At 69.1% G+C, this 13,212-nt stretch carries 10 protein-coding genes; 6 read left to right on the forward strand and 4 right to left on the reverse strand.

Features of this window, described 5'->3' with window-relative positions:
* Positions 1-11: 11 nt before the first annotated feature.
* The 6 genes from AQJ27_RS09035 (at position 12) to AQJ27_RS09060 (ending at position 7,196) form a co-directional block, all read left to right on the forward strand.
* Positions 12-1,349 carry an ABC transporter substrate-binding protein gene (locus AQJ27_RS09035; RefSeq protein ID WP_067364362.1) on the forward strand — a complete coding sequence of 446 codons (1,338 nt, stop codon included), beginning with the start codon at positions 12-14 and terminating at the stop codon, positions 1,347-1,349.
* Positions 1,350-1,491: 142 nt separating this feature from the next.
* Positions 1,492-2,286 (forward strand): rhamnogalacturonan acetylesterase, encoded by a 795-nt coding sequence (locus AQJ27_RS09040; protein ID WP_067364369.1) that lies wholly within the window; start codon positions 1,492-1,494, stop codon positions 2,284-2,286.
* 40 nt (positions 2,287-2,326) lie between these two features.
* A complete protein-coding gene (locus tag AQJ27_RS09045; protein WP_067364372.1) occupies positions 2,327-3,661 on the forward strand; it encodes a pectate lyase family protein in 1,335 nt (444 codons plus the stop codon).
* A gap of 172 nt (positions 3,662-3,833) precedes the next feature.
* Positions 3,834-4,946 carry a pectinesterase family protein gene (locus tag AQJ27_RS09050; RefSeq protein ID WP_067364375.1) on the forward strand — a complete coding sequence of 371 codons (1,113 nt, stop codon included), beginning with the start codon at positions 3,834-3,836 and terminating at the stop codon, positions 4,944-4,946.
* Position 4,947: 1 nt separating this feature from the next.
* Positions 4,948-5,964, forward strand: a complete 1,017-nt coding sequence (locus AQJ27_RS09055) for a pectinesterase family protein (protein WP_067364378.1) — start codon at positions 4,948-4,950, stop codon at positions 5,962-5,964.
* Between the two features lie 119 nt (positions 5,965-6,083).
* Positions 6,084-7,196, forward strand: a complete 1,113-nt coding sequence (locus tag AQJ27_RS09060; protein WP_067364380.1) for a right-handed parallel beta-helix repeat-containing protein — start codon at positions 6,084-6,086, stop codon at positions 7,194-7,196.
* Between the two features lie 68 nt (positions 7,197-7,264).
* Here AQJ27_RS09060 and AQJ27_RS09065 read toward each other — a convergent pair whose 3' ends face one another.
* The 4 genes from AQJ27_RS09065 to AQJ27_RS09080 form a co-directional block, all read right to left on the reverse strand.
* Positions 7,265-7,576, reverse strand: a complete 312-nt coding sequence (locus tag AQJ27_RS09065) for a hypothetical protein (protein WP_067364383.1) — start codon at positions 7,574-7,576, stop codon at positions 7,265-7,267.
* Between the two features lie 84 nt (positions 7,577-7,660).
* Positions 7,661-8,467 (reverse strand): colicin immunity domain-containing protein, encoded by an 807-nt coding sequence (locus AQJ27_RS09070; protein ID WP_079064871.1) that lies wholly within the window; start codon positions 8,465-8,467, stop codon positions 7,661-7,663.
* Between the two features lie 7 nt (positions 8,468-8,474).
* The gene (locus AQJ27_RS09075; RefSeq protein ID WP_079064872.1) at positions 8,475-12,770 is read right to left on the reverse strand and encodes a DUF6531 domain-containing protein; all 4,296 of its coding nucleotides are present in this window, start codon (positions 12,768-12,770) and stop codon (positions 8,475-8,477) included.
* Positions 12,760-13,137, reverse strand: coding sequence for a hypothetical protein (locus tag AQJ27_RS09080; protein WP_067364386.1), 378 nt, complete (start codon positions 13,135-13,137; stop codon positions 12,760-12,762). Before AQJ27_RS09080 ends, AQJ27_RS09075 begins: the two co-directional genes overlap by 11 nt.
* Positions 13,138-13,212 lie beyond the last annotated feature (75 nt).

A 13,212-nucleotide genomic window follows, 5' to 3' on the forward strand; every position in this document is an offset into this window, starting at 1 on the left:
AGAGCCGATCAATGAAGATCAACATCCACAGAACCGGGCGGGCCGCGACGGTCGTCGCCCTGGGCTCCGTGCTCGCGCTCACCGTCACCGCCTGCGGCGACAACGGCAGCGGAGCGGCGGGCGACAAGGGCACCGAGGGCTCCGGCAAGGGCGAGATCACCTTCTGGGACAACAACGGCGGTGTCCGCACCGACATCTGGAAGCAGATCATCGCGGACTTCGAGAAGAAGTACCCGGACATCAAGGTCAAGTACGTCGGCATCCCGGCGGCGAGCGCCCAGTCGAAGTACGACACCGCCATCCAGGGCGGCGGCCTGCCCGACGTCGGCGGCGTGGGCACCGCGATGCTCGCCGAGGTCGCCGTCCAGGGAGCGCTGGAGCCGCTGGACAGCCGGCTCAAGGGGAGCTCGCTGGACGGCAAGCTGAGCCAGAACCTGCTCGACGTCAGCCGGTCCGCGGGCGGCGGTGACGCCCTGTACCAGGTGCCGACCTCCGCCAACAACGGCACGCTGTGGTACCGGACGGACCTGTTCAAGGCGGCGGGACTGGACGCCCCGACCACCTGGTCGAAGTTCTACGACGCCGCCGACAAGCTCACCGACGAGGGCAAGAACAAGTTCGGCTTCACCATCCGGGGTGGCGAGGGCGCCATCGCGCCGGCCCTCGACGCGGTGTACGGCCAGACCGGCATCACCTCGTTCTGGAACGGCGACAAGACCACCGTCAACGACCCGAAGAACGTCGCCGCCCTCGAGAAGTACATCGCCTTGTACAAGAAGGACACCCCGTCCGCCGACGTCAACAACGACTTCACCAAGATGGTCGCCCAGTGGGACAGCGGCACCATCGGCATGCTCAGCCACAACCTCGGCTCCTACCAGGACCACGTGAAGGCGCTGGGCGCGGAGAAGTTCCGCGGCATCCCGAACCCGACGCAGGACGACGGCACACGCGTGCAGGTGTCCAACCCGGTCGACGGGATGAGCCTGTTCAAGTCCAGCAAGAACAAGGCGGCCGCCTGGAAGTTCATCGAGTTCGCCCTCTCGGCCGCGGAGAACTCCAAGTTCAACGAGTCGGCGGGGCAGGTCCCGGCGAACACCGACGCCGCGAAGGACGCGTGGATCCAGAAGGCCGAGCCCACCAAGCTGGCCGCGGAGGCGCTGAACGGGGCCGGCACCAAGATCGTGCAGCTGCCGTACTACCTGCCGGACTGGAACACGATCTCCAAGTCCGACAACGAGCCGAACTTCCAGAAGCTGCTGCTCGGGAAGATGAGCGCGAAGCAGTTCCTGGACACGTTGGCCGATCAGTTGAACAAGGCGCAGGCGGACTGGAAGGCGAATCACTGAGAACTCGGGTGGTTCGGTCGGTTCTTGGCTGCGGGGCCGTTGTGGCTGGTCGCGCCCACGCGGCGGAGCCGCACATTGATACAGCCCCGCGCCCCTGAAAGACGGGGCGCGGGTCCCCCCTCTGCTTGAAAGGCACACGTTCGTGTCCCTTACGCGTAGACAGGTCACCTCGGCGGCTCTTGCCGCCGTTCCCCTCGCCCTGGTGGCGACCGGTACCGCACAGGCCACCCAGCGTCGCCGCACCCTCTACATCGCGGGTGACTCCACCGCTGCCCAGAAGTACGCCGACGCCGCGCCGGAGACCGGCTGGGGCATGGCGCTTCCGTTCTTCCTGCGGGAGCGCCTGGAAGTCGCCAACCATGCCGTGAACGGGCGGAGTTCGAAGAGTTTCGTCGACGAGGGGCGGCTCGAGGTCATTCTCGAGGCGATCCGGCCCGGCGACCTCCTGCTCATCCAGTTCGGGCACAACGACGAGAAGAGCGCCGACCCGACGCGCTACACCGAGCCCTGGACGACGTACCAGGACTACCTGCGGCAGTACGTCGACGGGGCGCGGGCCCGTGGCGCGCGGCCGGTGCTCGCCACCTCCGTGGAGCGCAGAAAGTTCGACGCGGACGGCAACGCCGTGCCGACCCACGGCGACTACCCGGCGGCGATGCGCGCCCTCGCCGAGGAGGAGCGCGTGGCGCTGCTCGACATCCAGGCCCTGTCGATCGCCCTGTGGCAGCGGCTCGGTGTCGAGGAGACCAAGAAGTACTTCAACTGGACCGCGACCGAGCAGGACAACACCCACTTCAACCCGCCGGGTGCGATCGCCGTGGCCCGTCTCGTCGCGGCCGAGCTGCTGCACCGCCGGGTGCTGGCGCACCGGGACGTGCGCCGGCTGGACGAGGAAGTCCCCGAGTCCTGGATCACCTGGCCGGACGCGGCCGCGTAACCCCCTTCCACAGAACCTCCGCCAGAAGGAGAGCCGCACAGTGAACACACAGAGATGGCATGCCCATGCCACAGCATGGCCGGCGACGACGGCCCTGCTGGTCGGTTGCACCGCCCTGGCCCTCGCCGTCACCGGCACCACCGCCCAGGCCCAGGCCCGGTCGGGCGACCTCGGCCGGCAGACCCTCGCCGCCGGTGACGGCTGGGGCTCCGAGGGCACGGGGACCTCCGGTGGCGCGGCGGCCGACGCCGCGCACGTGTACACCGTCACCACCTGGGCCGAGTTCAAGGCCGCGCTGAAGAACGGCGGCACCGCCCCGAAGATCATCCAGGTGAAGGGCACGATCGACGCCAACGCCGAGGGCTGCGACTCCTTCGCCGCGCCGGGCTACGACTTCGACGCCTATCTGCAGAAGTACTCGCCGCAGAACTGGGGATACGGCACCAACCTGGACGCCGAGCCCGACGACAGCCCCGAAGGCCTGCGCCGCGCCTCCGCCGCCGACCAGGACACCGCCATCAAGGCGGAGATCCCCGCGAACACCACCCTCGTCGGCCTCGGCAAGGGCGCGGGGTTCAAGGGCGCCAGCCTCCAGATCAAGGCCGTGGACAACGTCATCGTCCGCAACCTCACCTTCGAGAGCCCGCTCGACTGCTTCCCGCAGTGGGACCCGACCGACACCTCCGTCGGCAACTGGAACTCCGAGTACGACAGCGCGGTGGTGTACGGCTCCACGCACGTCTGGCTGGACCACAACACCTTCACCGACGGGGACCACCCCGACAGCACGCTGCCCACGTACTTCGGCCGGATCTTCGAGCAGCACGACGGCGAGCTGGACATCGTCAAGGGCGCGGACTACGTGACCGCCTCCTGGAACGTCTTCGCCGACCACGACAAGACGATCCTCATCGGCAACAGCGACAGCGCGTCCACCGCGGCGGTCGACCGGGGCCACCTCAAGGTCACCTTCCACCACAACCTGTTCTCGAACCTCGTCGAGCGCGCGCCGCGCGTCCGCTTCGGCCAGGTCGACTCGTACAACAACCACTTCGTCGCGGGCGACGGCTACTCCTACAGCTACGGCATCGGCATGGAGTCCCAACTCGTCGCCGAGCACAACGCGTTCACGCTGCCCGCCGGGGTCAGCGCGGCGACCGTCCTGAAGAAGTGGAAGGAGGCGCCGCTCACCGCCGCGGACAACTACGTCAACGGGGCGGCCACCGACCTGATCGCCGTGCACAACGCGGAGATCCCGGCGGAGACGCTGCAGTCCGGGGCCGGATGGACGCCGACCCTGCGCACGAAGGTCGACTCGCCCAGGGCGGTGCCGCGGATCGTGGACCACGGGGCGGGCGCCGGAAAGATCTGCTGACCCACGTCGGACCTTCGCCGGACCGACGCCTGACCGACCCACCTGCGACCCATCTCCTGGTCAGGCCGGAGCGGCTCCGCACCCGCCCATCACCCAGGGCGCGCCGCTCCGGCCCCTTTCCCCGCGGAGCCCGCGGGGCTCTTGAGCCGTCGCACAGCGAAGGAGCATCGTCATGCTCTCCCGTACCACCCCCAGTCGCAGAACCTTCCTCGCCGCCGGCGCCGGAGCCGCTCTGGCGCTCGGTCTCGCGGCCCCCGCGCGGGCCCAGGGGCGCTCCCCCTTCGGGCGCTACGGCTCACCGTCGGCCCGTCTCACCGAGCGGACCCTGTACGTCCATCCCGGCGGTCTCGGCGACCACACCACTGTCCAGTCCGCCGTCAGCGCGGTGAGCGGGACCGGATACACCCTGGTCGTCGCGCCGGGAACGTACCGCGAGACGGTCGCCGTCGGTGTCGACCGTACGGAGATGACCTGGATCGGCGCCTCCGGGGATCCGCGGGACGTCGTCGTCGTGTACGACAACGCCAACGGCACCCCGAAGCCCGGCGGCGGCACCTACGGGACCACCGGGTCGGCCACCACCACCGTGCAGGCCGACGGGTTCACCGCCCGCTCGATCACCTTCGCCAACGACTTCCTGCGCGCCGACCACCCCGAGATCACCGGCACCCAGGCGGTCGCCGTCAAGGTGCAGGGCGACCGCTCGGCCTTCGTGGGGTGCCGGTTCCTGGGCCACCAGGACACGCTGTACGCCGACTCGATCGCGCTCGGCACCTTCGCCCGCCAGTACTACCGCGACTGTTACGTCGAAGGTGACGTGGACTTCGTCTTCGGCCGGGCGACCGCCGTCTTCGAGCGCTGCCACTTCCGCACCCTGAACCGCACGGACCTGGCGACCGCACCGTACGGCTTCGTCTTCGCCCCCTCCACCGCGCTCGCCAACCCGCGCGGCTACCTGGTCACCCACGGCCGGGTCAGCGGCGAGGCCCCGGACGCGTACTACAAGCTCGCCCGCCCCTGGGTGCCCGGTTCGGACACCACCGCCCGGCCCATGCTGACCGTTCGCGACACCCGCCTCGCCGCCGGGATCGACGCGGTCGCGCCCTACACCAACATGGCGGACGCCTACCCGTGGCAGAGCCAGCGCTTCGCCGAGTACCGGAACACGGGGCCGGGCGCGGTCATCAGCGTCCCGGAGAACCGTCCCCAACTGAGTCACGGGGAGGCCGAGTCGGCGACGCGGGAGGTCTACCTCGGCGACTGGACACCGTGGGAGGGGTGCTGAGATGCGCCGACGCGCCTTTCTCGCCGCGGCCGGTGCGCTCGGCGTCCTCGGTGCGACTCCCGCGTTCGCGGGCGGGCGCCGGGTGCTGCACGTCCGCCCCGGTGACTCCGTCCAGGCCGCCGTCGACGCGGTGACGGGCGCCGGCCGGACGATCGTCGTGCACCCGGGCACGTACCGCGAGGTCGTGAACATCCCCGCCGACAAGCCCGGTCTGACGCTGCTCGGCGCCACCCGCGACCCGCGCGACGCCGTCATCGTCTTCGACCGCGCCAACGGCACGCGGAAGCCGGACGGCTCGGGGACGTACGGCACCGCGGGCTCCGCCACCTTCACCTCGGCGGCGCCGGGGCTCACCGTGCACGGGCTGACGCTCGCCAACGACTGGCTGCGCGCGGACCACCCGGACATCACCGGGACGCAGGCGGTGGCGGCGTACGTCACCGGGGACCGCTCGTCCTTCACCCACGTCCGCCTGCTGGCACACCAGGACACCCTGTTCGCGGACACGACGGACCTGACCGCCTTCGACCGCCAGTACTACCGCGACTGCTACATCGAGGGCGACGTCGACTTCGTCTTCGGGCGGGCCACCGCCGTCTTCGAGCGCTGCCACTTCCACACCCTCGACCGGGACGTCGCCTTCAAGCCCGAGGGGATGGTCTTCGCGCCCTCCACGGCCCGCGCCAACCCGCACGGTTTCCTGGCCCTGCGCGGCCGGGTCACCTCGGGCGCGCAGGACGGTGCGTACAAGATCGCGCGGCCGTGGGTGCCGTCGTACGAGACGACGGCCTGGCCGTCCCTGGTCGTACGGGAGACGGAACTCGGCCCCGGCATCGACGCGGTGGCGCCCTACGTCGACATGCGCGAGGCCTACCCCTGGCAGTCCATGCGCTTTCGCGAGTACCGCAACACCGGCCCCGGCGCGGAGATCACCGTGCCGGAGAACCGCCCCCAGCTCACGGACACGGAAGCCGTGTCGCACACGCGTGCGGCGTATCTGGGCGACTGGTGCCCGTGATGTCCCCGCACAGCGCACCGAAGAAAGCACCCAGCAGCGAACCGAAGAAAGCACCCAACAGCGCACCGAAGAAGGCACCGAAGTAGTCCCCCACCGTATCGACGAAAGGACCGCACTCCATGTCTCGTCGAACCGCTCTCGCCCTCGGCGCCACCCTGGCGCTCGGCGCCGGACTCGCCGTCCTGCCCACCCAGGCCCAGGCGGCGACCGTCGTCGTCAGCACCACGGCCGATCTCACCAGCGCCATCAAGAACGCCACCGCCGGCACCGTCATCCAGGTGCGCGCCGGCACGTACTACCCGACGGCCACCCTCCAGTCGACGGCCAACGGCACCTCGTCGAGCCCTGTCACCCTCCAGGCGTACGGCTCGGAGACGGTGAAGATCGACGGCTCGTCGCTGCCCGCCGGGGACTGGATCTTCAAGCTGACCGCCGACTACTGGAACGTCTCCGACCTCACCTTCCAGAACTCCCCGGACAGCGCGGTCGTCTGCCAGTCCTGCACCGGCACGAACTGGAACAACATCAAGACCATCAACGGCGGCGACTCCGGCTTCACGCTCACGGGTGACGGCACCGTCAACAACACGGTCAAGAACATCGACTCGTACGGCAACTACGACGCCGCCACCCATGGCGAGAACGCGGACGGCGTCGCCGTGAAGTTCGGCTCCGGCACCGGCAACCTGATCACCGGCGCCCGCCTGTACAACAACTCGGACGACGGCATCGACTTCTGGTCCTTCTCGTCGCCCGTCACCGTCGAGCACAGCTGGTCCTTCGGCAACGGCAAGAACCGCTGGGGCGACTCGGCCTTCGCGGGCGACGGCAACGGCTACAAGCTGGGCGGCGACGGCGAGGTCGTCGCGCACGTCGTCAACAACTCCGCCGCGTGGGACGACGCGGGCAGCGGCTTCACCGAGAACTCCAACACCGGCTCGATCGTCATCAACCGCACCACCGCCTACGCCAACGGCAAGTACGGCTACTACTTCGCGACCAGCTCCGCGAAGCTCGGCAAGAACCTGGCGGTGAGCAACGGCAGCGCGGCGGTCTCCAAGGGGTCCTCGGTCACGTCCGTCGGCAACAACTGGGACTCGGGCGTCTCCACCCCGTCCTTCGTCTCGACGGACGCGGCGACGACGTACAACTCCCGCAAGTCCGACGGCTCGCTGCCCGCGACGACGTTCCTGACGACGGGCAGTACGACGATCGGCGCCACGATGAACTAGTCCTCAGCAGGCGCTCCGTGCGGGAAGCGGCACGACCGACCGCTTCCCGCACATACGTCGGCGCACACTCAGCCCAAGTGCCACAGGGCGTACGCCACCACGCACAGGATCACACCGGCGAACCCCATCAGCGCACCCAGGAACCGGAGATAGCCAGGGGTCGCGAAAAGGGTGGGCGACCCGCCCAGACGCCCCATCGCCGCCCAGCTCTCCTCATTCTTGCGGCGCATCCGCTCGGAGCGCCGGGTGGTGATCCCCCGCACGTCGAACGCCCAGCTCACCCCGCACCAGAGGGCGACCAGGCCACCCAGCAGGAACACGGCGAGGACGACCGGCGAGGGGCCGTGCGATCCCGCGGCGAGGTTGAATCCGTCGGTCAATTCTTCAGATCCTTTCAAAGGAACCATTTCGCGTCATCCCTGCCGGATCCCTGCCGGATCCCTGCCGGATCCCTCCGGGCTCCTTCACTCCAGCCGCGCCAGGGCGTCGGCCACCCGCTCGCGCAACTCCTCGTCCGTCAGGTCGTCCTCGTCCCGAAGGGAGGGGTCGATGCTGTAGTCCTCCAGTGCGTAAAAGACCTCGTCCAGCGCCGTGATGAGAGCGTTCCCGACCCGCTCACCCGCGTCCATCGAGCGCCGTCGCGCCTCCAGCCACTGCCTGGCGAAGAGGGGGCCGTCGATCGCGCCGGTCACCAGTTGTCGCATGAGCTCCAACTGGTGACCGTATTGGCTGGTGGGGGGGACATCCCGGGGGGTCTTCCACGTCCTGGTGAGCGGAGGGAATTCGGCTGCCACGGCGGCAATGTCCGGAGCCTTGGCCCCGGACCGGACTTTGCGCGCATACCTCTGGAATTCCGTCTTGGCCTGGTCCGCGCCTTCGGGCATGGCACCCCTCATGAACTCCTCCGTCCCAGCCACCAGCGCGTATCCGGGCCGCAGAAGCAACGCCCCACACAGGTTGTCGGCGACCAGCAGCAGCCCGGAACGATCGTCCTGGCCGGTGACGAGAGCGAGCAGCGCCTCCGTGCTGAGGGGTGCCTCGGCAGCGGTCATGTCGCCGAGTGCGGGGTCGAGCGGGATCACGAGGACCCCCCGCGCGCCGGACTCCCGGGCGCCGGCCACCATGCGCAGGGCGGTGCTGCCACTGAGACCCGCGTGGGAGGGGACGGGGACCGTGTACTTCTCGCCGGCCGCCCCCGACCAGTCGCTTCTGAAGTCCCCGGAGGGAGTCAGGACGGCGGCGGTCACATCATGATTCTTCTTGCTCACCATCGCGCCCTTATGTCAGGAAGCCCTTGTCGATAATGCTCTGGAACTGTTTGTCGCCCAGTTTCCAGGCGGACCAGAACTTACCGTCGCTGTGCAGCATGACCATTTTCTTCGTCGCGGGATCGATGAACCCGACGGCCGGTCCCTGACCCCGGTAGTCGAACCGGTACATCTTGGTATCGGGGGCGAGCATGTGGTTTCTCATGTTCTGCTGGAACTGGGCCATCGTCTGCTTGTTCCGGTTTCCGGTGACACCGAAGTCACCCGCGTGGCTGTCGTACTTCTTGCTCATCACCTTCTGGCTGCTGAAGTCGGCCCTCTGTTCCCATTGTGCCTTGGCGCACGGCGCGAGCCCCATGGGGTCAGTCCAGGCGAGCGGGTTGACGACATAGGTATCGGGATTGGGGGCCGGTTCCAGGCCGAGGGGATCGGATGTCAGGTAGCGGGCTGTTTCTGGGTCGTAGTAGCGGAAGTAGTTGTAGTGCAGACCCGTTTCGACGTCCGCGTACTGGCCCGGGAAGCGCAGCGGGCAATCCACGGTGGTCGTGTCGTCCACCGGGGACGGGAACGGGGTGCCCCATACGGTCGTGCGGTACTGCCACGCCAAGTTCCCTGACGGGCCCACCAGTTCGGTGGGAGTGCCCACCGCGTCGGTGATGATCGCGTGGAAGCGGGTGGTGTGGTCGGGCGCCGTGGTCTCGGCCAGCTCGGCGAGGAACGACCTGTCCGGCGCGCGGGTCACCGCTCTGTGGTCCGTCTGCGTGAGCGGACAGTGGGTGCCGGGGGCGTAGTCCCAGGTGGTGACCCTGCCGTCGGGCCCGGACTGTTCGGCCAGTCGGGTGTCGTCCCAGACGAAGTCCGTACGGGCGGCCGCTGAACCGTCCTCGGCCGAGCGGTACTTGGAAATACGGCGGCCGAGGGGATCGTATGTGTATCGCCAGTGGTCGCCGTCCGGTGTGACCACCTCCGTCAGCCGGTCCTCCGCGTTCCAGGTGTACGTCCAGGTGTGCTGCTTGCCGTTGAGGAGCTTGCGGCTCCTGCGGATGAGGCGGCCCGCCGAGTCGTGCTCGTGCGTGGTGCGGCCGACGCGGCGGAGAAGGTTGCCGTCGAACTCGCGGTCACCCGGGGCCTCATGGGCGGGTGCGGCGACGTGGGTGAGGTTGCCCGCCGCGTCATAGGCGTAGGCCTCGCTCCAGCCATGGGCGCGAACCCCGGTGACCCGGCCCGGATCGTCCAGGTCGAAGCGACGGGTTCCCGAGGTGAGTTCGCGGATTTCGGTGATGTAGCCGTCGGCGCGATAGGCATAGGCACGGTGCTGGAGGAGCCGGTCTTCCTGCGGCGTCAGGGCCGTTGCCGTCAGAGACTGGACGGTGAGGCGGTCCGCCGCGTCCCAGTTCTGGGTGAGAGCGACCCGGTCGCCCACGCGGCGATGTGTCTCACGGCCTGCCGCGTCGTGAGAGAACTCCAACACGCCTGCGTCGGACCGGAGTTCGATGGCGCGCCCCGCCGGGTCGTACGTCCACCGCGATGTCAGGCCGGACGGGGCGGTACGTCGGACGCACCGGCCGAGCACGTCGTACGCGTAGGTGGTCGTTCGGCCGTTGACGCTCTCTGCGATGGTGCGTCCCAACGCATCACGTTCCACGGAGAGTTCGGCGTCCATGCTGGTCGCGTGCGCCAGTCGGCCATCCGCGCCGTACTCGTACGTCGTGACATCGCCTGTGTCGCTTCGTTGCTCGACGACCTGACCGAGTGTGTCCCGCGTGAAGTGCAGCGTCTCGCCGGCGCCGTTGGTGCGGGACAGCAGGCCGCCCGCGGCGTCGTGCGTGTACGTGATGGTCCGGCCGTTGAAGTCGGTCTCCGCGGTCAGGCGGCCCGCCGCGTCGTAGCTGTACGACCAGGTCAGCCCCTGCGGGTTGGTGACGCCCGTCAGCCGCAGTTCGGTGTCGTAGGCGAAGGCATAGGTCGAGCCGTCCGGGTCGGTGCGGGCGGCGGTGACGTCGAAGGGGGCGGCGGTGTGGTGTGTGGTGCTGCCCGCGGCGTTGGTGTGGGTGAGGAGGTTGCCCTCGGCATCCCAGGTCCACAACTCCCGCGTACCGTCGGCCTGTTCGCGCCAGGCCGGCTTGCCGTCGGTTGTCCAGCCCATGCGGGTGGTGTGGCCCAGCGGGTCGGTCACGTCGACGATCCGGCCGAAGGAATCGCGGCGTACCGATGTCGTGTGGCCCAGTTCGTCGGTGAGCGCGACGGGCAGCCCGGCGGCGTCGTACGCCGTGGTGCGCGTGTGGCCGAGCGCGTCTGTGACGGCTGTCGGACGGCCTGACTCGTCGTACGCGTATCGGGTCTCGGCGCCGGCCGGGTCGACGGTCGTCAGCACGTTACCGCGCTCGTCGTAGGTGTGCCGCCAGGTCGCTCCGGCCGGTTCGAGGATCTCCGTCGGCAGGGCCAGCTCGTTGTAGGCCGCCCGAGCCACCGAGCCGTCGGGAAGCGTGAGTTCGGTCAGGTTCCCGGAGCCGTCGTAGCCGTACCGGGTCGTCCGGCCCAGCGGATCGGTGACCGAGCGGGGCTTGGCGCCCCACTCGTCCCACTCCGTGCGCGTGACATGCCCGAGCGGGTCCGTCTCCTCGACGACCAGACCCTCGGAGTTGTAGCGATGGCTGGATATGCGACCCAGCGAATCGGTGTACGTCGTCGTGGACGCGGTCTCGTCGTATGTCAGCGTGCCCGACAGGATGCCGTCGACGCCCTCGGTGCGCACGACCCGGCCCCGCTCGTCGTACACGTACGAGAACCAGGTGCCGTTGCGGTCGGTCCAGCGCGTCATCCGGCCCTGGTCGTCGTAGGTGAACCGCAGTGGCTCACCGCTGGAGTTGACGACCTCGGTGAGGTTGCCGGAGGTGTCATAGCCGTAGCGCATGACGACGGTGCCGTCCCCGGCCGGGCCGTCGGGGCCGTAGCGGGACGGGGTCTCGTCGAGCAGGCGCAGGGCCGCGATGCGGGGGCCCTGGGTGTCGACGGCCAGGTAGTAGCCACCCGAGTGGCGGATCCCGAACGGCACGCCCTCGTCGTCGCGTTCGACGTCGATGCGCGCGCCATTGCGGTCGCTCCAGGAGTCCAGCGGGAGGTGTACGACGCCGAACGAGCCCGAGGAGAAGGGGGTGCTGAAGGTGCGGACGACTCCGGAGCCGGGGTCGGTGATGGTCATGACACCGTCGGGCTTGCCGTCCCAGAGCAGCGGCCAGCGGGCGCCCTTCAGGGGGAGGGTCGGTACATCCGGCTCCGGTACGGGATACACGAGCCGCATGCCGTCCGCCGCCGCGAAGACGACACCCTCGCCGTCGATCTGCACGCACTCGTCGAGGGTGGAGATCCAGGTCGGGCCGAAGCAGACGCCGCCGCGGTAGGAGGAGAGGTGGGTGCGCTGGAAGAGGAGGGGCAGGGAGGCCGGCAGCGTCACGTCGGTCTGGGTCATCAACATGGCGCCGGTCGCCACGTCGATCGGCTCGCCCACGCACGGGACGCGGTCGGCCTGGCGGGCCGACGGCCCCAGCTCGACCAGGTCGGGCCGGAGGGACGGTGGGCGCAGCAGGAGGGGAGTGGTGTCGCTGAACGCGCCCTCCACACCCGCCTTCAGTACGCCGCTGCCCGCGCCCAGCGCGCCGCCGAAGATCATGCCGTCCTTGGCGGCCTGGTTGACCTCGTCCAGGCTGAAGCCCTGCTGCAGACCGGTGACCATCTTCAGGGGCTGGGCCACGGCCAGGTCGACGGTGACCGACTCGATCCCGCCGAAGGCCGCCGCGACCAGGGTGCCCGCCGCTATCTCCGCGACAGTGGTGGAGACGGCGATGCCCATGGTGGCGCCGAACTCGATGATGGCGTCGGCCGCCGCGACGGCGGCTCCGGAGGCGAGGCCCGCCGTGAAGAAGGCCAGCGCCACCCCGCCCGCGATCACGGCGGCGTCGATGCCGATCTGCGTCCAGAGTTTGTTGATGGCGTCGTCGATGGCGTCCGCGAACTTGTCCAGGGCTTTCGCCATCGCCCGGGAGGACTCCGCCAGGTCGCTGAGCCAGCCGGCGTCCTTGCCCTTGGCGTAGCGGTTCCAGAACTTCTCGAACGCGTCGATCGACTCGCCGGTGTTGTGGTGGATGAGGGAGGACGCACTCGTGTGCACCGGTCCCCGTACGTCGTCGACCGCGTCGGCGAAGGTGCGCCAGGCGGTCGCCGCGGCCCGCAGCGAACCGGAGTTGGCGTCCGGCCACCACAGGCCGAGCTTCAGCAGGATCTTCTTGGCCTCGTCCTCAACGCTCACCGGAACCGTCACTCCCCGCCTTGTCGGTCCCGCCGGCCTTCACCTCGGTGAACATTCCCGCGATCAGCTGGTCGTTGTCGACGGTGCCGTCCGCCAGGTCGTTCATGGCCTCGTGGATGCTCACCAGGCCGAGTACGAGGGTGCCCGCCGCGCTCTCTATCTTCTTCTGCATCGGCGAGTAGGCGTCCCCGAACTCCTTGCCCTGTTTGTCGTCGCCCCAGGGTTTTCCCAGGCTGTCCAGGGTGGTGACGAGGGTGGTGAGTGCCTTGCTGAGGTTCTTGGCCCCTTCGTGGAAGTCCGGCGCCGCGCGTTTCAGATCGGCGGTGTGGATGTGCAGAACCATGCCGTCGCCGTTGCCATCACCCATGCGGCTCTCCCCGTCTGACGCATCGTTCGCATGTGCGTTCCGACCCTAGGAGAACCGGTTCAAGGGAAGGTCAAG

This window comes from Streptomyces olivochromogenes (assembly GCF_001514115.1).
GTDB lineage: Bacteria > Actinomycetota > Actinomycetes > Streptomycetales > Streptomycetaceae > Streptomyces > Streptomyces olivochromogenes.

What these genes read in the sequence shown, in the direction of transcription:
- AQJ27_RS09055 (WP_067364378.1), top strand. Translation starts at nt 4,948, where the DNA reads ATGCGCCGACGCGCCTTTCTCGCCGCGGCCGGTGCGCTCGGCGTCCTC.
- AQJ27_RS09080 (WP_067364386.1), bottom strand. Translation starts at nt 13,137, where the DNA reads ATGGGTGATGGCAACGGCGACGGCATGGTTCTGCACATCCACACCGCC.
- AQJ27_RS09060 (WP_067364380.1), top strand. Translation starts at nt 6,084, where the DNA reads ATGTCTCGTCGAACCGCTCTCGCCCTCGGCGCCACCCTGGCGCTCGGC.
- AQJ27_RS09070 (WP_079064871.1), bottom strand. Translation starts at nt 8,467, where the DNA reads ATGGTGAGCAAGAAGAATCATGATGTGACCGCCGCCGTCCTGACTCCC.
- AQJ27_RS09035 (WP_067364362.1), top strand. Translation starts at nt 12, where the DNA reads ATGAAGATCAACATCCACAGAACCGGGCGGGCCGCGACGGTCGTCGCC.
- AQJ27_RS09050 (WP_067364375.1), top strand. Translation starts at nt 3,834, where the DNA reads ATGCTCTCCCGTACCACCCCCAGTCGCAGAACCTTCCTCGCCGCCGGC.